The 18,108-nt window shown below is 75.2% G+C and carries 18 protein-coding genes and 1 pseudogene; 9 read left to right on the top strand and 10 right to left on the bottom strand.

Annotated elements, in window-relative coordinates:
* Positions 1–57: 57 nt before the first annotated feature.
* Both OH807_RS11680 and OH807_RS11675 read left to right on the top strand, forming a co-directional pair.
* A pseudogene (locus OH807_RS11680) lies at positions 58–420 on the top strand (winged helix-turn-helix transcriptional regulator); the annotation flags it as partial.
* 263 nt (positions 421–683) lie between these two features.
* Positions 684–1,433 carry an SGNH/GDSL hydrolase family protein gene (locus OH807_RS11675; RefSeq protein ID WP_406210911.1) on the top strand — a complete coding sequence of 250 codons (750 nt, stop codon included), beginning with the start codon at positions 684–686 and terminating at the stop codon, positions 1,431–1,433.
* Between the two features lie 61 nt (positions 1,434–1,494).
* On the opposite strand, the gene OH807_RS11670 is transcribed toward OH807_RS11675, so the two are convergent.
* Complete coding sequence (locus tag OH807_RS11670) at positions 1,495–3,132, bottom strand: DUF2079 domain-containing protein (RefSeq protein ID WP_406197264.1); 1,638 nt, start codon at positions 3,130–3,132, stop codon at positions 1,495–1,497.
* A 247-nt stretch (positions 3,133–3,379) separates the two neighbouring features.
* On the opposite strand from OH807_RS11670, the gene OH807_RS11665 reads away from it, so the two are divergent.
* A complete protein-coding gene (locus OH807_RS11665; protein WP_406197261.1) occupies positions 3,380–4,318 on the top strand; it encodes a pentapeptide repeat-containing protein in 939 nt (312 codons plus the stop codon).
* Between the two features lie 113 nt (positions 4,319–4,431).
* On the opposite strand, the gene OH807_RS11660 is transcribed toward OH807_RS11665, so the two are convergent.
* The gene (locus tag OH807_RS11660; RefSeq protein ID WP_406197258.1) at positions 4,432–5,163 is read right to left on the bottom strand and encodes a tyrosine-protein phosphatase; all 732 of its coding nucleotides are present in this window, start codon (positions 5,161–5,163) and stop codon (positions 4,432–4,434) included.
* A gap of 84 nt (positions 5,164–5,247) precedes the next feature.
* On the opposite strand from OH807_RS11660, the gene OH807_RS11655 reads away from it, so the two are divergent.
* Both OH807_RS11655 and OH807_RS11650 read left to right on the top strand, forming a co-directional pair.
* A complete protein-coding gene (locus OH807_RS11655; RefSeq protein WP_406210908.1) occupies positions 5,248–6,294 on the top strand; it encodes an aminoglycoside phosphotransferase family protein in 1,047 nt (348 codons plus the stop codon).
* A gap of 10 nt (positions 6,295–6,304) precedes the next feature.
* Positions 6,305–6,940 carry a tetratricopeptide repeat protein gene (locus OH807_RS11650; RefSeq protein ID WP_406197255.1) on the top strand — a complete coding sequence of 212 codons (636 nt, stop codon included), beginning with the start codon at positions 6,305–6,307 and terminating at the stop codon, positions 6,938–6,940.
* A gap of 71 nt (positions 6,941–7,011) precedes the next feature.
* Here OH807_RS11650 and OH807_RS11645 read toward each other — a convergent pair whose 3' ends face one another.
* Entirely contained in the window at positions 7,012–7,920 is a 909-nt protein-coding gene (locus tag OH807_RS11645; RefSeq protein WP_406197252.1) for an aminoglycoside phosphotransferase family protein, read from the bottom strand.
* A 63-nt stretch (positions 7,921–7,983) separates the two neighbouring features.
* On the opposite strand from OH807_RS11645, the gene OH807_RS11640 reads away from it, so the two are divergent.
* Positions 7,984–8,562, top strand: coding sequence for a hypothetical protein (locus tag OH807_RS11640; protein ID WP_406197250.1), 579 nt, complete (start codon positions 7,984–7,986; stop codon positions 8,560–8,562).
* Between the two features lie 243 nt (positions 8,563–8,805).
* Positions 8,806–11,283 (top strand): Tex family protein, encoded by a 2,478-nt coding sequence (locus tag OH807_RS11635; protein ID WP_406197248.1) that lies wholly within the window; start codon positions 8,806–8,808, stop codon positions 11,281–11,283.
* Between the two features lie 141 nt (positions 11,284–11,424).
* Here the strand turns inward: OH807_RS11635 and OH807_RS11630 are convergent, their stop codons facing one another.
* The 4 genes from OH807_RS11630 to OH807_RS11615 form a co-directional block, all read right to left on the bottom strand.
* Positions 11,425–11,835 carry an SHOCT domain-containing protein gene (locus tag OH807_RS11630; protein ID WP_406197246.1) on the bottom strand — a complete coding sequence of 137 codons (411 nt, stop codon included), beginning with the start codon at positions 11,833–11,835 and terminating at the stop codon, positions 11,425–11,427.
* A 179-nt stretch (positions 11,836–12,014) separates the two neighbouring features.
* Complete coding sequence (locus tag OH807_RS11625) at positions 12,015–12,590, bottom strand: NUDIX hydrolase (RefSeq protein WP_406197244.1); 576 nt, start codon at positions 12,588–12,590, stop codon at positions 12,015–12,017.
* Positions 12,591–12,639: 49 nt separating this feature from the next.
* A complete protein-coding gene (locus tag OH807_RS11620) occupies positions 12,640–13,773 on the bottom strand; it encodes a type III polyketide synthase (RefSeq protein ID WP_406197242.1) in 1,134 nt (377 codons plus the stop codon).
* Between the two features lie 99 nt (positions 13,774–13,872).
* Positions 13,873–15,078 carry a cytochrome P450 gene (locus tag OH807_RS11615; RefSeq protein WP_406197239.1) on the bottom strand — a complete coding sequence of 402 codons (1,206 nt, stop codon included), beginning with the start codon at positions 15,076–15,078 and terminating at the stop codon, positions 13,873–13,875.
* Between the two features lie 261 nt (positions 15,079–15,339).
* Between OH807_RS11615 and OH807_RS11610 the strand changes: the two genes are divergently transcribed.
* Positions 15,340–15,891 carry a VanZ family protein gene (locus OH807_RS11610; RefSeq protein WP_406197237.1) on the top strand — a complete coding sequence of 184 codons (552 nt, stop codon included), beginning with the start codon at positions 15,340–15,342 and terminating at the stop codon, positions 15,889–15,891.
* Positions 15,892–16,034: 143 nt separating this feature from the next.
* Here OH807_RS11610 and OH807_RS11605 read toward each other — a convergent pair whose 3' ends face one another.
* A complete protein-coding gene (locus OH807_RS11605) occupies positions 16,035–16,277 on the bottom strand; it encodes a DUF397 domain-containing protein (protein WP_406197235.1) in 243 nt (80 codons plus the stop codon).
* Positions 16,274–16,897 carry a DUF5753 domain-containing protein gene (locus OH807_RS11600; RefSeq protein ID WP_406197233.1) on the bottom strand — a complete coding sequence of 208 codons (624 nt, stop codon included), beginning with the start codon at positions 16,895–16,897 and terminating at the stop codon, positions 16,274–16,276. The genes OH807_RS11605 and OH807_RS11600 overlap by 4 nt, the downstream gene beginning before the upstream one ends.
* On the opposite strand from OH807_RS11600, the gene OH807_RS11595 reads away from it, so the two are divergent.
* Positions 16,884–17,018 (top strand): hypothetical protein, encoded by a 135-nt coding sequence (locus OH807_RS11595; protein ID WP_406197230.1) that lies wholly within the window; start codon positions 16,884–16,886, stop codon positions 17,016–17,018. The two genes, OH807_RS11600 and OH807_RS11595, sit on opposite strands and share 14 nt — an antisense overlap.
* Before the next feature lie 233 nt (positions 17,019–17,251).
* Here OH807_RS11595 and OH807_RS11590 read toward each other — a convergent pair whose 3' ends face one another.
* Entirely contained in the window at positions 17,252–17,857 is a 606-nt protein-coding gene (locus OH807_RS11590) for a hypothetical protein (RefSeq protein WP_406197227.1), read from the bottom strand.
* Positions 17,858–18,108: the final 251 nt, after the last annotated feature.

Raw genomic sequence — 18,108 nt, 5'->3', positions numbered from 1 at the left:
CTTTGTTCTACCAAGTAAGCACTTGGAAAGTCCAACCTTTTGGCTATGCTGATCGACATGTCACGCCGAAGCTACGACCAGTACTGCGCCGTCGCCCGCGCCCTGGACGCGGTGGGGGAGCGCTGGAGCCTCCTGATCGTCCGTGAACTCCTGGCCGGCCCGCGCCGCTACACGGACCTGCACGCCGACCTGCCCGGCGTCTCCACCGACATCCTCGCCACGCGGCTCAAGCAGCTGGAGGCCGAGGGCCTCGTCCTGCGGCGCCGGCTGGAACGGCCCGCCAACGCCACTGTCTACGAGCTCACCGACCACGGTGCGACGCTCCGTCAGGTGATCGACGCCCTCGGCGCCTGGGGCCTCGGCTCGCTCGGCGAGCAGCGGCCGACCGACGCCGTCCGGGCCCACTGGGTGACCGGCCCGGCCGGGACCGGGCCGGCGCCGGTGCCGGAGTCGGTGCCCGGGCCGGCGCCGGTGCCCGTTCCGGAGCCCGTCGCGGGTTAGCGGCCGTGGGCGCACGCCGGCCGGCCGGGGGAGGCCCGTGGCCGGCCCCGGCGGCGCTGCGCGTACGATCGTCGGCCGTGGAGAACACTGCGCAGAAGGGCGCGCACGCCGCGCCGACCACGCCCACCGGCCCCCGCGGCTTCGCCGGCTACGTCGCCCTCGGGGACTCCTTCACCGAGGGCATGTGCGACGACCGGCTGGCGGACGGCCACTACCGGGGCTGGGCCGACCGGGTCGCCGACCGGCTCGCCGCCGAGCAGCCGGCCGGCGGGTTCCGGTACGCCAACCTCGCCGTCCGGGGCAAGCTCATCGGCCAGATCCACGACGAGCAGGTCCCCGCCGCCACCACGATGGGTGCCGAGCTGGTCACCCTGGCCGGCGGCCTCAACGACGTCCTGCGGCCGCGCTGCGACATCGCCCGCGTCGAGGACCTGCTCGGCCGCTCCGCCACCGCGCTGCGCGCCACCGGCGCCACCGTCGTGATGTTCACCAGCACCGACCCCACCCGGCGGATGGCCGGCAGCACCCGGCTGCTGCCCGCGATCCTGCGGATGAAGGCCTTCGTCCACGAGCTCGGCCAGGACCCCGGCATCGCCGTGGTCGACCTGTTCGCCGCGCCCTGCTTCGACGACCGCCGGCTCTGGGCCGAGGACCGGCTGCACCTGTCGCCGGAGGGCCACCGCCGGGTCGCCGACGCCGTGCTGGAGGCGCTCGGGCGCCCCGTCGGGTACGACTGGCGCGCCCCGCTGCCGACCGCCGCCCCGGCCGGGCGGGCCGGGAAGCTGGCCGCCGACGCCCGGTGGGCCCGGACCCACCTCGGCCCCTGGATCGGGCGCCGCCTCACCGGCCGCTCCTCGGGCGACGGCCGGCCGCCGAAGCGCGCCGAGCTGCTCCCGTACGGCCCGGGAGCGGTCGACTCGCGGGTCGGGTGACTCGCCGGCCGGGGGCTGGGCTCCCGGCCTCTCCGGCCCTTCAGGGCTGTCCAGCCGGCCGTCAGCCCCGGAAGAGGTTGTGGCCGACGTCGGACGGCACCTCGTCCTGGTACGGCGTGCTGTCCGGGCCCGGCACCTGCTCGCCGGGGACCGGCTCCGTGCTCTCCCGGTGCAGCAGCACCACGCCGTCCTCCGCCCAGAGCTGCCGGTACCCGTGGGCGAGCAGCAGCTCGATCCGGGCCACCTGCTCGCGGTCGGTCCGGAACGGGAACGCCCGCTTGTCGGAGCGGATCAGCACGTACTCGCGCCCGCGCGGCTTCTCGTCCACCAGCACGACGTCGGTCCGCGCCGAGAGCCGCGGCGCGGCCTGGTTGTCGGCCTCGACCGTCGCCCCGTCCGGGATCCGCTCGGCCCCGCGGAGCAGCGCCGCCGCGCTCGTGCTCGGCTGCCAGTGGGCGGGGACGAACAGTGCGGCCACGCCGATCGGCAGCGCCGCCGCCACCGTCACGGCCGCCGCCGCCAGGCCGAGCCGGCGGGTGAGCGGGCTGCGGTGGCAGCGGCCCAGCACCTCCAGCGCGGCGACCAGCAGGACCGGCCAGAGGAACGCGTCGTAGTGGCGGGCGATCGACCAGTGGTTCGGGTTGCTGGAGAGCACCCGCTCCGCGAGCAGCGGCACGGCGCAGATGATCGTGGCCGAGCGGAGCGGCAGGGCGAACAGCGTGCCGAAGATCCAGAGCAGCAGCAGAGGCTTCAGCGGTGCGTCGAAGAGGGTGGAGACGAGGAGGGTCGGATCGGCCAGGACGTGGGAGACGGCGTCGCCCCCGTCCGCGCCGAGCGACTGGTAGTTCCAGTAGTAGCCGGGCACCCCGCCCATCGCCGGCACCAGCCGGGCGATCGCGACGGCCGAGGCCAGCGGGCCGCCGAGGAGGAGCCCCACGCCCCAGCGGGCGCTCTGCCGGCGCCGGCCCCGGTCGTCCTCCCGGCGGGCGCGCAGCAGCAGCACCAGCCCGTAGGCGCCGACCAGCAGGCCGAGGTCCTCCTTGGTGCAGCAGAGCAGCAGCCCGGCCAGCGCGGCCGTGCCGTAGCGGCGGGCCATGCCGCGCTCCAGCATCAGCAGGGTCAGCGGGACGGCGAAGGCCACCTCGTGGAACCCGCCGCGCGAGGCCACCAGCAGCGGCCAGCCCAGGGCGTACGCCAGGCCCGCCAGGTCGGCGGCCCGGCGGGCGGTGCGCGGGTCCGCGTCGGCGAAGCAGTGCGCCGCCACCCGGCGGATCAGCGGCACGCCGGCCGCGAAGCAGAGCGCCTGGCCGATCAGCAGCGAGCGCGGGTCGTCCCAGATCCAGTACAGCGGCGCCATCAGCGCGATCACCGGCGAGAAGTGGTCGCCGAGCAGCGAGAAGCCCGGCGGGAACTCGTGGTGGAAGCTCTTCAGTGAGGACACCGGCAGGCCGAAGTGCGCGTAGCCGCGCACGCCCTGGTCGAAGATCCCGAGGTCGAAGCCGCCGAGCTGGAGCGTGACCCACTGCTGGGCGGCGATGCCGAGGCAGACCGCGAGGCAGAGCAGCGTCAGTGCGGCGGTGCGGGCGCGGGGGGAGAAGCGCGGGGCGTCGGGGGCCGGGGCGCCGGCGGCGGGCGTGGTGCCGCCGCGGTCGCCCGTGTCCTCGGTGTCCGGGTACGCCGTCACGTCGTGCCGGGACATGCCTGCTCTCCTCCAGTGATCGGTGGGCCGGCCGGTCCGGCCGATCGGTCGCCGCGGTGGCTCCGGTCGCCCGGCGCCCCCGAGGGCTTCGGCGTCCCCGACTCCGTGCGGACCGGGACCGACACCGGCCGACCACACTAACGGACTGCGGTGGCCGGCTCCCCGGTTCCCGGACGGCCCCGGTGGCCGGGGTGGTGTCGGTACGCTCTACAGCGCACCGACACGTCGCACGGAGGACAACCGAACAGTGGCACCCCTCACACCCCTCACCCTTCTGTCCGACTGCGGCAGCTGCTTCGGGCTGTGCTGTGTCGCGCTGCCGTTCGCCGCCGGCGCCGACTTCGCCGTCGACAAGTCCGCCGGCACCCCCTGCCGCAACCTGCAGGCCGACTTCGGCTGCGGCATCCACGCCCGGCTGCGCGACCGCGGCTTCCAGGGCTGCACCGTCTACGACTGCTTCGGGGCCGGCCAGTACGTCTCGCAGGTCACCTTCGGCGGCCGCAGCTGGCGCGAGGAGCCGGCGACCGCGCCGCGGATGTTCGAGGTGTTCCCCGTGGTCCGGCAGCTGCACGAGTTGCTCCGGTACCTCACCGAGGCGCTCGCCCTCGCCCCGGCCCGCCCTGTCCGTGCCGAGCTGCAGCAGGCGCTGGAGGAGACGGCGCGGCTCGCGGCCGGCACCCCCGACGAGATCCTGGCGGTGGACGTCCCCGCGCACCGGCAGGGCGTGGCCGAGCTGCTGCTGAAGGCGAGCGAGCTCGTCCGCGCCGCCGTCCCGCGCCGCCGCGAGCACCGCGGCGCCGACCTGTTCGGGGCCCGGCTGCGCGGTGCGGACCTGCGCGGCGCCAATCTGCGCGGTGCCCTGCTGGTCGCCGCCGACCTCTCCGGCGCCGACCTGCGGCTCGCCGACCTGATCGGTGCGGACCTGCGCGACGCGGAGCTCGCGGGCGCCGACCTCACCGGGGCGCTCTTCCTCACCCAGACGCAGCTCAACGCCGCCCGCGGCGACGCCGCCACCCGGCTCCCGGAGGCCCTCACCCGGCCCGGCCACTGGCCGGACACGGTCACCGCCCCCGCCGCCGGTTCGGCCGCCGGCTCGGCGGGCCGGCCGCCCCGCAAGCCGCAGGCCGGCCGGGCGGGCGGTCGCAGCGGCAGCGGCGGCGGCCAGGGGCGGCCCCGCCGCCGCTGAGGGGTCCCGCCGGCCGCCGGTCGGCGAGGTCGGTGCCGGGGGCCGGGGCTCGGGGGCCCGGCCGGCTTCCGCCGCCGATCGGCCGGGCGGCGACCGGTCGGGCCCGCAGCTCGCTAGGCGGCGACCAGTCGGGCCCGCAGCTCGTCGATCAGCCGCTCGTCGATGCCGAGTGCACCGGTGGCGTAGGCGTGCACCGAGCCGTGGGTGCCGGCGAGGTCGGCGAGCGCGAGCCGGATGACCGCCTCCGGCGCGCGCCCGAAGCCCGGCCAGCGCAGCGTGCGCCCGGGGTTGGCGGCGTGCCAGTCGGCGACCAGCCGGGCGGTGGCCAGCTCGGTGAGCGCGAAGTCCGCGGCCACGTCGTCCTCGCCGACCCCGAGCAGGCTGAGTACCAGTGCGGCGATCAGCCCCGTACGGTCCTTGCCCGACGCGCAGTGGAACACCACCGGGCGGTCCGCCGCGGCGATCACCTCCAGCACCTGCCGGATCTCCGCCGTCCCGTCCGCGGCGACCTCGGCGAACCGGTCGGCCAGGTACCGCCAGGGGTCGAGCTCCGGGTCGATCTCGGCCTGGTCGTACGGCCGGTGCTCGATCGACAGGTTGTGGTAGGCCACCCCGGCCGGCTCCGGTATCCGGCCCCGGCGGGCGATCTCCCACGGGTAGCGCAGGTCGATCACCGTCCCGATCCCGAGGGCCCGGAAGCGCTCCAGGTCGGCGGGTGCGGAGAGCTTGCCGAGGGAGTCCGAGCGGTACAGCCGGCCCCAGCGCGTCGGCCTGCCGTCGGCGGTCGGGTAGCCGCCCAGGTCACGGAAGTTGCAGAGGCCGTCGAAGGCGATATGACGTGTCATCTCCGCACCCTACCGGGGGCGTTCGGCCCGGCCGCCGCTGGATCCGGCCGGGTGCGAGCTGCGACCATGGCGCTCATGACGGTCATGACGGACGGCGCGGACGGCGAGGACGGCGCGGAGGGGTCGGGCGGCGCGGGCGGCGGGAACGCGGGCGCTCCGGAGATCGACGGGGCCGCGGTGCGTGCCCTGCTGCGCGAGCAGCACCCGGACCTCGCCGGCCTGGTACTGCGGGCGGTGGACGGTGGCTGGGACAACCAGGTGTGGCGGCTCGGCGAGGAGTTGGCCGTGCGGCTGCCGCGGACGACGCGCGCGCCGGCCCTGTTGGAGAAGGAGCGGCAGTGGCTGCCCGTCCTGGCCCCGCGCCTTCCGCTCCCGGTACCCGTCCCGGTGCGGGCCGGCCGCCCCTCCGCGCACTTCCCCCGGCCGTGGACCATCGCCGCCTGGGTGGCCGGCGAGCCGGCCGACCTGGCCCCGGTGACCAGGGGCCGGCACGCGGCGGACCAGCTGGCGGGCTTCCTCGGCGCGCTCCACCGGGAGGCCCCCGCCGACGCGCCGCGGAGCCCGTACCGTGGCGGGCCGTTGGCCGGGCGCGCGGACGACTTCGAACGGGCGTTCCGGTCCGTCCTCGGTGGCGGCAGTGGTGGTGCCGGCGAGCTCGGCGAGCTCGGGCCCGGGATCCGGGAGGTCTGGGAGGACGCCGTCCGGGCGCCCGAGTGGTCCGGCCCCGCCGTCTGGCTCCACGCCGACCTGCACCCGGCCAACGTCGTCGTCGCGGACGGCACGCTCGCGGGCGTGCTCGACTTCGGCGACCTCTGCGCCGGTGATCCGGCGACCGACCTCGCGGCCGCGTGGATGCTGCTGCCCGCCGGGTCGGCCGCCCACCTCTTCGACGTGTACGCGGCCGGGGCGGCGGGCACGGGCGGCCGGGTGGACGGCGCGACGCTGCGGCGCGCCCGCGGGTGGGCCGTCCTGCGCGGTCTGGGCCTGCTCGGCATCGGCCGGGCCGGCGAGCTGGGCCTCCCGGGTGGCAAGCCGACCTGGGGGCCGGCCGGGCGGGCCACGCTCGACCGGGTCCTCGCATCGGCCCGGGATGTGACGGATGCTGCCCCGGGCGGCCGCACGGACGCCTAGGGTCGAGCGCATGGACGAACGAATCACCCAGGCCCAACTCCTGTGCGACCGCGCCACCTTCGGTGGCGAGACGGACCTCCTGCCCGCGGCCGACCGCGCCCTGGACGCCGCCGAGGCCGACCTCGCGCTCGCCCGCGGCCGCGTCCTGCACGCCCGCTTCCTCCAGCAACGGGAGGCGGACGTGGCCGAGTTGGCCTACTTCGAGCGTGCCGCCGGGCTCTACCGCGCGCTCGACGACCGACGCGGCGAGGCCGAGGCCGAGTTCTGGACCGGCGTCTACCACCAGGTCGTCCGCGGTGACCACGAGGCCGGCCTCCCCGCCCTCCGCCGCGCGCGGGACCTGGCGACGGCCGCCGGCGACGACCGCACGCTCTCCTACGCCCTGCGCCACCTCGGCATCGCCGCCCACATGACCGGCGACCTGGCCGCCGCCCGCGCCCTGCTGGAGGAGTCGACCCGGCTGCGCCGCGAACTCGCCTTCCCCGCGGGCGTCGCCGCCAACCTGGTCGGCCTTGCCCACCTCGCCGCCGCCGACGGCCGCCCGGCCGACGCGCACGCGCTGCTGGACGAGGCCGGCGCCCTTGCCGCGGTGGCCGACGCCAAGGCCGTGCTGCACTCGGTGGAGGAGGCTCGCGCCGCGCTCTGAGGGCGCCGTGGCCCGCCCGCGGCGGCCCGCACGAAGTGGCCCGCCCTGGGCGGGCCGCCGCCCGGGCCGTCTCAGAGGCTCCGGTCGGCCAGGACCTCGCGGATGACGTGGCGGGCGTTGGCGGCCAGCGCCGGGTTGGTCGTGCGGTAGTAGGGGAGTTGGATGAGCGCGATGGACAGCGCCCAGGCGCGGCCGCGTTCCCACTCCACGTCGTCGGCGGCGACCCCGGCGCGGAAGACGGGGCGGGCCGTCGCGGGGAGGAGGTTCCAGGCCGCGATCAGGTCCACGGTCGGGTCGCCGACACCCGCCGCGCCGAAGTCGATGACGGAGCCGAGTCGGCGGCCGCCGAGCAGGACGTTGCCGGGGGAGAGGTCGCCGTGCATCCAGACCGGCCGGCCGGCGCGGTCGGGCAGCTGAAGTGCCTTTTCCCAGAGCGCCGTTGCCGTAGCCGTGTCGATAGCCCCGTGCAGCCGGCCGATCGCCGCGCGGGTGGCGGCGTCGCGCAGCCGGAGCGGCACCCCGCGCTGGGCGGGCGGGCCGTCGGCCGGGTCGACGGTGCGCAGTGCGGAGATGAACCCGGCGAGGTCCTGGGCGAGTTGGAGAGGTGCGGCGATCGCTCCGACGGCCGGGTTGACGCCCTTCGCCCAGCGCAGCACCGACCACTCCCAGGGGTAGCCGGCGGCCGGGCGGCCGTGTGCCAGCGGTACCGGGATCGGCAGCGGCAGGTGCGGGGCCAGCCGGGGCAGCCACTCCCGCTCGCGCCGGATGCTGTCGGCCGCGAACCCCACCCGGGGCAGCCGGACGGCGAGTTCGGGCCCGAGCCGGAACATCGCGTTGTCCGCCCCCGAGGAGACGACCCGTTCGAGCGGCAGCCCCCGCCACTGCGGGAACTGTGCCGCGACCAGCCGCCGGACCAGGGCGGAGTCGATGTCCGGTTCGTCGTCGTACAGGCGGTCGTGCATCCGAGTGGCAGCGCACATGCCCGGCACTGTACTCCCGGCCTCCCCGTCGATCGGCCGAATTTCGAACACTAGGCTGGTGACATGACGATCAAGGGGGAGCGCCGGGTCTCGTGGGGGGCGTTCGGGGGCGCGGCGGTACTGGCCGGCGCTGCCGTGACGGGCCGGGTGAGCCGGAGGTCGGGAGGGCTGCTGGTCCTGCGGGACTGGCTGGACGCGCCGGGGGTGTTCGGCGCGCTGATCGTGGTGCTGCTGATCGTGGCGCTGGTGTTCTCGCACTGGCCGGTCTGGGTCCGCGGCATGTTCGGCATGGGCGTGCTGACCCTGGGGGTCCTCGCCATGCCGTTCCTGCTCCTCGGGACCTTCCTCGCGAGCGACCCGACGACGCTGAGCACCGAGCCGGCCCCGGGCCGCCCGGACCACCGCCTGGTGGTGCAGGTGCAGACGCAGGGGCTCGGCCCCGATCCGTACTACACGGTCTTCCTCGACCACGGCTCCGGTCCGGCCACCCGCCGGTGGGACGTCGCCTGCATCGACGGCGACGCCGACGGCATCACGGAGGCCGTCTGGGTGGGCCCGGACCAGCTGCGCCTGGTGACGGACCGGGAGACCCACCTGATCCGGGTGGCCGACGACGGCCGCCCCTCGCGCAGCCTCTGCTGACCCGTACCGGCAGCCGCTCCGGCGGCCGGCGCAGGCCGGCGCAGGCCGGGGCGAACGGGGCGCGGGCCCGGGCGAACGGGGGGCAGGCGACTGCCTCCGCACGCCCCGGCCTGCCCCCGCCGTGCCGGGCGGCGCCGCGCCGCGCCACGCCCGGGCACGACGGGGGCGGGCCGGGGTGTCGCGGGTACCTGCCAGAATGCAGGGCGTACGGGGACAGCAACTCTGGAGAAGGTGACCGGCTTCGTGACCACGCCAGTCGAACAGGTGGCCAAGCAGGCCCAGCAGGCGATCCAGCGACAGATCGCCGAGGAGCTGGGCGTACGCGACGCGCAGGTGAAGGCGGCGGTCGAGCTGCTGGACGGCGGTGCCACCGTGCCGTTCGTGGCCCGCTACCGCAAGGAGGTCACCGGCTCGCTGGACGACACCCAGCTGCGCACGCTGGAGGAGCGGCTGCGCTACCTGCGGGAGTTGGAGGAGCGCCGGGCGGCCGTCCTGGAGTCGATCGACGCGCAGGGCAAGCTGGACGACGCGCTGCGCGCGCAGGTCCTCGCGGCCGACTCCAAGGCCCGGCTGGAGGACATCTACCTGCCGTACAAGCCGAAGCGGCGCACCAAGGCGCAGATCGCCCGCGAGGCCGGTCTGGAGCCGCTCGCCGACACGCTGCTGGCCGACCCGACGCAGGACCCGGCGGCGCTGGCCGCGGGCTACCTCGCCGAGGGCGTCGCCGACGGGGCGGCCGCGCTGGAGGGCGCCCGGGCGATCCTGGTCGAGCGGTTCGGCGAGGACGCCGACCTGGTCGGCTCGCTGCGCGAGCGGATGTGGACGCGGGGCCGTCTGGTGGCCACCGTCCGCGACGGCAAGGAGCAGGACGGCGCCAAGTTCGCCGACTACTTCGACTTCGCCGAGCCGTACACCAAGCTCCCCTCGCACCGGATCCTGGCGATGCTGCGCGGCGAGAAGGAGGAGGTGCTGAGCCTCGACCTCTCCCCTTACGACGGCGAGGAGGGCGACCTCCCCGGGGAGAACGACTACGAGCGGCGGATCGCCGCCCGCTTCGGGATCGCCGATCACGGCCGGCCGGCCGACAAGTGGCTGGGCGACACCGTCCGTTGGGCCTGGCGCACCCGGGTGCTCGTCCGGCTCGGCATCGACCTGCGCGGCCGGCTGCGCCAGGAGGCCGAGGACGAGGCGGTGCGCGTCTTCGCGGCGAACCTGCGCGACCTCCTGCTGGCCGCCCCGGCCGGCACCCGCTCGACCATGGGCCTCGACCCGGGCTTCCGGACGGGCGTGAAGGTGGCGGTCGTGGACGCGACCGGCAAGGTCGTCGCCCACGACACGATCTACCCGCACCAGCCGGCCAACAAGTGGGACGCCTCGATCGCGACCCTGGCGGCGCTGGCGAAGAAGCACGCCGTCGACCTGGTGGCGATCGGCAACGGCACCGCCTCGCGGGAGACGGACAAGCTCGCCGAGGACCTCCTCAAGCGCCACCCGGAGCTGGGCCTCACCAAGGCGATGGTCAGCGAGGCCGGCGCCTCGGTCTACTCGGCCTCCGCGTTCGCCTCCCAGGAGCTGCCGGAGCTGGACGTGTCGATCCGCGGCGCGGTCTCGATCGCCCGCCGGCTGCAGGACCCGCTGGCGGAGCTGGTGAAGATCGACCCCAAGTCGATCGGGGTCGGCCAGTACCAGCACGACCTGAGCGAGGTGAAGCTCTCCCGCTCGCTGGACGCGGTCGTCGAGGACTGCGTCAACGCGGTCGGCGTGGACGTCAACACCGCCTCGGCGCCGCTGCTCACCCGGGTCTCCGGTGTCACCGGGACGCTGGCCGACAACATCGTGGCGCACCGGGACGCGAACGGCCCGTTCCGCACCCGCAAGGCGCTCAAGGACGTCGCCCGGCTGGGCCCGAAGGCCTTCGAGCAGTGCGCGGGCTTCCTGCGGATCCCGGACGGCGACGACCCGCTGGACGCCTCCAGCGTGCACCCCGAGGCCTACCCAGTGGTGCGCCGGATCCTGGCCGCCACCGGCGGGGAGCTGCGGCAGCTGATCGGCAACGGCAGCGCGCTGCGGGCGCTGCGGCCGGGCGACTTCGCCGACGACGTCTTCGGCGTCCCGACCGTCACCGACATCCTGGGCGAGCTGGACAAGCCGGGCCGTGACCCGCGCCCGGCGTTCCGCACCGCGACCTTCAAGGAGGGCGTCGACAAGATCGGCGACCTGGAGGTGGGCATGCTGCTGGAGGGCGTGGTCACCAATGTCGCCGCCTTCGGTGCCTTCGTGGACGTGGGCGTGCACCAGGACGGCCTGGTGCACGTCTCGGCGCTGTCGAAGACCTTCGTCAAGGACCCGCGCGAGGTGGTCAAGCCGGGTGACATCGTGACCGTCCGGGTGACGACGGTGGACGTGCCGCGCAAGCGGATCGGGCTCACGCTGCGCCTGGACGACGAGGTCGGCCGGGAGCGCGGCGGCCAGGGCGGGGACCGAGGCGACCGCGGCGAGCGGGGGGAGCGCGGCGGCGACCGTGGTGACCGCGGCTCCCGCCAGGGGCGGCCGCCGCGGCAGGACCGCCGCGGCGGGCAGGGCGGCGGGCAGGGCGCCGGGGCCGGTGCGGGTGGTGGCCAGGCGGCGCCGTCCAACAGTGCCATGGCGGACGCGCTGCGCCGGGCCGGGCTGACCGGCGGCGCCGGGGCCGAGGGCGGCCGCCGCTCCGGGCGGCGCTGAGCCGGGGAAGGCACTGAGCCCGGAAGGCGCCGAGCGGGAGTCGAACGGCGGCGGGCCGGCGGACCGGAGAGGTCCACCGGCCCGCCGCGTGCTGCCGGGCCGTCGTGTTGCCCGGCAGCCGTGCCGCCGGCCTGCCGGGCCTCAGGCCAGGATCTTGTCCTTGGCCTTCTGGTACTCCTCCTCGGTGATGGCGCCGCCGGCCCTGAGGTCCGCGAGTCTGGCCAGCTCGTCGACGTGGCTGCGGCCCTGCGCGGCGTCCGGGGGAGCGTCGCCGGCCGCGTCACGGATGTAGGCCTTGAACGCGGCCTCGTTCTGTCTGGCCTGCGCGACGTCCCGCTCGCCCATCGACTTCCCGCGGGCGATGACGTAGACGAGGACGCCGATCAGCGGGATCAGGATCACCAGGATCAGCCAGCCGGCCTTGCCCCAGCCGCTGAGGTCGTGGCTCCGGAAGATGTCCGTGATGATCTTGAAGAGCAGGAAGAACCAGAGGATCCAGAGGAACAGCTCCAGCATCGTCCAGAAGATGTTGAGCAGCGGGTAGTTGTCCATGACGCTCCCGTCGGTGCAGACCCGAGTTCAAACGAGTCATATCACCGCATATCGGGCGATGCGCGCCGATGATCGGCCATCCCGGTGATCTCCGGGCCGCCGGGGTGTGGAGCGGTGGAGGGGAGGGAAGGGGCGCCCGGCGGCGGGCCCTCGGCCCGTGGACGCCCGGCGGCGCGCCCTCAGCCCGTGGCCGCCCTGGTCCGCAGCTCCACCGCGAGGCCGATCAGCTCGGCCCACCAGACCTCGTGGCCCCGGACCAGCAGCCGCTGCGCCTCGGCCGGCTCCACCGCCCGCACCTCGACCACCTGCTCGCCGTCGTCCGGATTGGTCGGCGTGGAGTCCACCGCGACGTCCGCCCAGCCCCAGAGCCAGGCCTTCTCCGGGTGCGGCTGCCACGGCCGGTACGGCTCGGCCAGGTCGGTCACGCAGCGGTGCGCGCCGAGCCAGACCGGCTCGCCGAGCAGCCGGGCGCCGGCCTCCTCCTGCAGTTCGCGCACCAGGCAGGACTCGACCGACTCGCCGCTCTCACGGGTGCCGCCCGGCAGGAACCAGTGGTCGCGGTCGTCCCGGCAGAGCACGATGCGCCCGGCGGCGAACCCGACCAGGTGGATGTTGGTGACGAGGTCGTCCGGCGGCAGCGCGGTGGAGAACTGCGCGTCGTACCGGCCCCAGGCCCAGTACTGCGGGGCGTGCAACTGCGGGAACCGGGCCGGCAGGTCCGTGAGGCCGCCGGCTCTCTCGGTGATGTCCGTCATTCACTGATCATAGTCCGGTCGGGCCGCCCAGGTGCTGCCCGCCGGAACGTCAGGATGCTGCCGGAACACCGTACTTCGGCTGGAGGTCGGTGGCCCGGAGCAGGCGCGGGCGGTGCGGGATGGTGGCCTCGACAGGCACCCCGGCCCAGCTGCCGAGCGAGATCTCGGCGGTGATGCCCGGCCCGAAGCCGGCGATCAGGCCGTGCGTGCCGTCGGCGACGCCGCCCTCCTCGAAGAGGCGGGCCAGCGCGTCGAAGACCACCGCGCTGGCGATGTTGCCGCGCTCGGTGAGCGTGGCGCGGCTGAACCGGAAGGCGGCCGGTTCCAGGTCGAGGAAGTGGCAGAGGTCGTCCAGGATGCGCGGGCCGCCGGCGTGCACGATGTAGAAGCCCAGCCCGGAGACGTCCCAGTCGTGCTGGGTGGCGAGGGTGCGCAGGGCCGGGGCGAGCATCTCCATCGTGCCGGGGACGCGCTTGTCCAGCTGGAAGTGGAAGCCGGTGTCCTTGACGCCGTAGGAGATCCAGTCCTCGGTGTCCGGGACGAGGTGCGAGCCGTTGCGCTCGATGTGCACGCCGGTGCCGCCGCGGCCGCGCACCACGGCGGCGGCGATCGCGTCCCCGAACAGGCCGTTGGAGAGCAGCGAGCCGACGCCGAGGTCGGTCGGCTGGTAGCAGAGCGAGCAGAACTCGCAGGCCACGATCAGGACGTTGGCGCCCGGGTAGGCGCGGCAGAAGTCGTGGGCGCGGTTGACGGCGGCACCGCCGGCCGCGCAGCCGAGCTGGGCGATCGGCACCTGGCGGGTGTCGGAGCGGAAGCCCATCGTGTTGATCAGCCAGGCGGTCAGCGAGGGCATCATGAAGCCCGTGCAGGAGACGTAGACGATCAGGTCGACCTCCCGGGCGGACAACTCCGCGTGGCCCAGGGCGCGTTCGACCACCTCGGGGACGCGGCGCTTGGCCTCGCGCTCGTAGACCGCGTTCCGGGCGGTGAAGCCGGGGTGGCGCAGCGTCTCGCCGATCGGCTGCACCAGGTGCCGCGTCCGCACCCCGGTGTTCTGGATCAGCCGCAGCGCGAGGGGGAGTTGGGGGTGGTCGGCGTGCAGGGTGCGGGCCAGGTCGAGGGTCTCGTCGAGGGTGATGACGTGTTCGGGTACGGCGACGGCGGGACGGCAGAGTGTTGCCATGGGTGTGAGGTCTCCCCTGGTGACCCGCGCGGGCGGGGCCGGCGCGGGCGGTGGCCTACGGGTGCGTGGGAGGTGCGCCGCACTGCTGCGGCGGAGAGGTCACCAGGCGACCGGCAGGGTGCGCGGGTAGCGCCAGATCGAGCCCGTCCGCCAGTCCAGCTCCTCGGCGGGCACGGCCAGCCGCAGCCCGGGGAAGCGCCGCAGCAGCGTACCGATGGCGACCTGGAGCTCCATCCGCGCGAGGTGGGCGCCGGCGCAGTGGTGGGTGCCGTAGCCGAAGGTCATGTGGTTGGCCGTGCCACGGGAGAGGTCCAGCTCGTCCGGGCGCTCGAACATCGCCGGGTCGCGGTTGGCGGCCAGGTAGGAGACGTGCACCGCCTCGCCGGCCCGGATCAGCACCCCGCCCAGCTCGACGTCCTCGGTGGCCACCCGGGCGATGCCGACGCCCTGCCGGAACGGGATGAAGCGCAGCAGCTCCTCCAGGGCGCGCGGCAGCGTCTCCGGCTCGGCGCGCAGCTTGGCGAGCTGCTCGGGGTGGGTGAGCAGGGTGTAGGTGATGTTGCTCAGCTGGTAGGTACTGGTGTCGTGGCCGGTGACCAGCAGGACCATCGCCATCACGGCGAGCTCCTGGTCGTCCAGCAGCTCCTCCTCGTCCCGCGCGGTGGCGAGGGCGCTGATCAGGTCCTCGCCGGGGTCGCGGCGGCGGGTGGCCGTCAGATCGGAGAAGTAGGCGCGCAGGGCGGCCTTGGCGTGCTCCTGGCCGGCGCCGCTGCCGGGGCCCATCGTCATCATCGCGACGGCGTGGCCGCGCAGTTCGGCGCGGTCCGGCCCGGGGATGTCGAGCAGCTCGCAGATGGTGGTCATCGGGAGCCGGGCGGAGAGGTGCTGCACGAGGTCCGCCGGGGCGCCGTGCTCCTCCATGCCGTCCAGGTACCCGTCGACGGTCTGCTGTGTCTTCGGGCGCAGCCGCTCGACCTGGCGGTTGGTGAAGCCCTTGGCCACCAGCCGCCGCAGCCGGTTGTGGGCCGGTGGGTCCATCAGGTTGATCGCCTCGGCCTGGGCGATCGGGGCGGGCGTCATCCGGGGCAGGTCGCGGCCGATGCCGGCCGCGCGGCTGAACCGCCGGTCGGTGGTGACCACGCGGACGTCCTCGTACCGGGTGGCCAGCCAGGCCTCGCCCTCGCCGTGCGGCAGCCGGATCCGGGCGACCGGCTCCTCGGTGAGCAGTTGCTTCAGGAGCGGGTCGAACTCCAGGCCTTCGGTGTGGTTGAAGGGGCAGTCCCACACGGGGGCGGAGGTAGTCACGGGCTGATCCAAGTGGCCGGAGTCGGTACCGCCCGGACAGGGGTTCGTTCGGGCGCGGACGTGCTGATGTTCCCCTTCCGGCGTGGCGGAAATCCGGATACGGCGGATTCTTCGCTCGATCGAGCGAGATAGCCGATTGTCATGCGATATGTCGTACGGACGGCGGGAGTTGGGGTGGCGCCCGCGCCGGGCCGACAGGCGGCCGGACGGCCGGTGCTGCCCGGGAGAACCGGGTGGGTGTTCGACGGCGTCCGTGTGGGCGTGATCAAAGCTGTCCTCGGCACGATGCCGATGTTCTGGCCCGGGCTGCTCTGCTCGCTGGTGCCGGCCGCGCTGCTGAACCGCGTCGTCGGGCGGTGGCTGCGCGCGCACTGGGCGGTGGCGTTCGTCCTGCTGCTCGCCCTCGGCGGGGTGGCCACGCTGACCCTGCTGCCGGACAGCTGGGGCCCGCTCTCGGCGTACTCCCGGCACGCCGTGCGGCACTGCACCCTCACCGGCCTCGGCCTGATGCCGATGCACGACCTCACCGTGCTGAACCCGGGCGGCCTCTGCCTCGCCCTGTTCGTCCCGATCGGCCTCGCGGGCGCGCTCGCGGGCACCCGGGCCCGGGCGGCGACCGTGCTGCTGGGGGCGGCGGCACTCCCGTTCGCCATCGAGTGCGCGCAGTACGCGCTGCCCGGCATCGGCCAGGCCTGCACCGCCCGGGACGTCCTGGACAGCCTGCTCGGCCTCGCCCTCGGCGCGGCCGTCGGCCTGCTGGCCGGCCCGTTCGCCCGGGCGGGCGCCCGCTCCCTGCGGGAGGGCCGGGCCTGACGGGCCCGGCCCGTACCGGCGACGCCGGGCCGCGACCCGTACAGAGCCCGGCTGTACGGGCCCGGGAAGGCCCGGCGCGGGTGGGGCCGGGTACGCCAACGGCCCGCCGCCGAAGGGCGGTGGGCCGTTTGGGGTGGTGGCGCTCAGACCTCGGCGGACGCGGCGAACTCCACGAAGGCCTGCCAGGCGGCCGAGTCGAAGGTGAGCTGCGGGCCGGACTTGTCCTTCGAGTCACGGACGTGGACGGCCTCGGTCGCCTCGGCGATCTCGATGCACTCGCCGCCCTCGTTGCCGCTGTAGCTGCTCTTGCGCCAGGCGATCTCGACGCAGGCGCCGCCCTCGTTGCTGCTGTAGCTGCTCTTGAACCATGCGAGTTCGGTGCTCATCGCTCTCCCAGCATCTTCTCGATCAGGGACAGGGACTCCTGCGGAGTGAGGGCCTGCGCCCTGAGGGTGCCGTATCGGGCGTTCATGATACGGACCTCGTCCTGATCCGTGATCAGCCTACTGCTCGTCTGAACCTCGATGTAGCCGGTCTGAGGTCGGCCCTTGGGCGTCAGCAGAATGAACGCGCCACCCATGCCCGCGTGCTCGGTTCTGTCCAACGGCAGGACCTGGACGACCATGCCTCGGGTCAGTCCGACCTCCAGGAGCCGACGAAGCTGCCCTGAGTGGACGTCCCAGCCGCCCAGGGGCCTTCGCAGGACGCTCTCGTCGATGGCCGGCGGTTCGAGCTGGCCCTCGCCCTCACCGCCGGTGCCCATGTGCTCCGCATCGAGGTCTCCGACTGCCGGGGCGACCGGCGCCCGGTCCTCCCCGCCGTCTGCGAGCCCGACGCGCAGTCCGGGCGCGGACTCGTCCTCATCGACGCCCTCGCGGACCGGTGGGGCGCCGAGCCCCGCCGTCCCCATGCCAAGACCGTCTGGGCCGAACTCGACCTTCCGGCTCTCCCCGCTCCCCGTGCCGTCTGAGCTGCGCGGCACCGGGACCGAGGTGGCTGCGCTCACCCTCCTCCCGGTCGCCCTCCTCCTCGCCCTCACCGCCTGGGCCTGCCCCGCCCGTCCGGCCGCGCCCCAGGAGCCCGCCCCCGCCACGGTCACCGCCACGGCCACCGTCCCCGCCCCGTGACCGCGCGCGAGAAGTCGGCCCAGCCGACTTCCTGCTCCTCCTGCTCCTCCTACTTCCCTTCCACCGCCTTGTCCGGCGGGGCGCGCAATCTTTGCAGAAGCACCACAGAACGGTCTGGAACCCTCACGGTCGGCCTGCCTAGGCTCCGCATGCGCACGACGGAGTGCGCGGGAGCCGGTCGACGACAACCGGCGTGTGCCGGCCACCCCGGCAGCACGGGAAGAACTCATGGACTACTGCGTACCCTGCCGCCGCCACCTGAACGGCGCGCTGGCCTGCCCCGGCTGCGGCACGCCCGCGGCGACCGCCCCGGACGGGCCGGCGGACACCCTCGTCACCCCGGTGGCGGCGCCCGTGCCGTCACCGCCGTCGTCCGACGGGCCTCCCGGACGGGCCGCCTCCCGGCGCACTCCCCGGCGGTCCGGACGGCGGCCGGGCGTGCTGCTGCTCTCGGCCGTCGGCCTGGCCGTCGTGGGGCTCGGTGCGGCGGCCCTGGTGGCCAACGGTTCGGAGGACGTGCCGCCCGCGCCCGACGCCGTCCGGCCGGTCGTGGTGGAGTCGCCGACCGGCCCGGCCGCGGCACCGGCCACGGCCGGCACCGCACCCGCGGCGACCACGGCCCCCGTCACGCCGGTCGCGCAGCGCACCAGTGCGAGCCCCACGCCCTCCGCCAGGCGCAGCACGCCGGCCGCGTCGACGAGCACCCGCGCTCCGGACCCGGATCCGGCGCCGCCGGCCCCGCCGGTACCGAGCACCGCCCCGCCCACCGCCCTGCCGCCCTCGACGCCCGCGCCGCGGCCCTCGGCCACCGCGACGCCGAAGCCGACGGCGAGCTGCACGCCGTTCCTGTTCTGGTGCACGTAGGGCCGGGCCCGCACGGCCCCCGGCTCGGCCGGTCCCGGGGGAGACCGCCGAGGCGGCGGCCCGGGTCGGCCTGGGCGGGCACCGGGCGGTCCACCGGGGCGCTCGGCCGGAGAACAACTTCGGCTGCTTCCTCGGGGGTTCGGTCGTGTTCGGGCTGATCGTCGTGGGCCTGGCCGTGGCCGGGCTGCCCGCGTTCGGCACTCGTGCCCGCTGCGCTGCTGCCACT

Source organism: Kitasatospora sp. NBC_01560, from assembly GCF_045208415.1.
GTDB lineage: Bacteria > Actinomycetota > Actinomycetes > Streptomycetales > Streptomycetaceae > Kitasatospora.
This window is presented reverse-complemented; position numbering and strand designations above follow the sequence as displayed.

What these genes read in the sequence shown, in the direction of transcription:
- OH807_RS11675 (WP_406210911.1), top strand. Translation starts at nt 684, where the DNA reads ATGTGCGACGACCGGCTGGCGGACGGCCACTACCGGGGCTGGGCCGAC.
- OH807_RS11670 (WP_406197264.1), bottom strand. Translation starts at nt 3,132, where the DNA reads ATGTCCCGGCACGACGTGACGGCGTACCCGGACACCGAGGACACGGGC.
- OH807_RS11660 (WP_406197258.1), bottom strand. Translation starts at nt 5,163, where the DNA reads ATGACACGTCATATCGCCTTCGACGGCCTCTGCAACTTCCGTGACCTG.
- OH807_RS11655 (WP_406210908.1), top strand. Translation starts at nt 5,248, where the DNA reads ATGACGGACGGCGCGGACGGCGAGGACGGCGCGGAGGGGTCGGGCGGC.
- OH807_RS11650 (WP_406197255.1), top strand. Translation starts at nt 6,305, where the DNA reads ATGGACGAACGAATCACCCAGGCCCAACTCCTGTGCGACCGCGCCACC.
- OH807_RS11645 (WP_406197252.1), bottom strand. Translation starts at nt 7,920, where the DNA reads ATGTGCGCTGCCACTCGGATGCACGACCGCCTGTACGACGACGAACCG.
- OH807_RS11640 (WP_406197250.1), top strand. Translation starts at nt 7,984, where the DNA reads ATGACGATCAAGGGGGAGCGCCGGGTCTCGTGGGGGGCGTTCGGGGGC.
- OH807_RS11630 (WP_406197246.1), bottom strand. Translation starts at nt 11,835, where the DNA reads ATGGACAACTACCCGCTGCTCAACATCTTCTGGACGATGCTGGAGCTG.
- OH807_RS11625 (WP_406197244.1), bottom strand. Translation starts at nt 12,590, where the DNA reads ATGACGGACATCACCGAGAGAGCCGGCGGCCTCACGGACCTGCCGGCC.
- OH807_RS11620 (WP_406197242.1), bottom strand. Translation starts at nt 13,773, where the DNA reads ATGGCAACACTCTGCCGTCCCGCCGTCGCCGTACCCGAACACGTCATC.
- OH807_RS11605 (WP_406197235.1), bottom strand. Translation starts at nt 16,277, where the DNA reads ATGAGCACCGAACTCGCATGGTTCAAGAGCAGCTACAGCAGCAACGAG.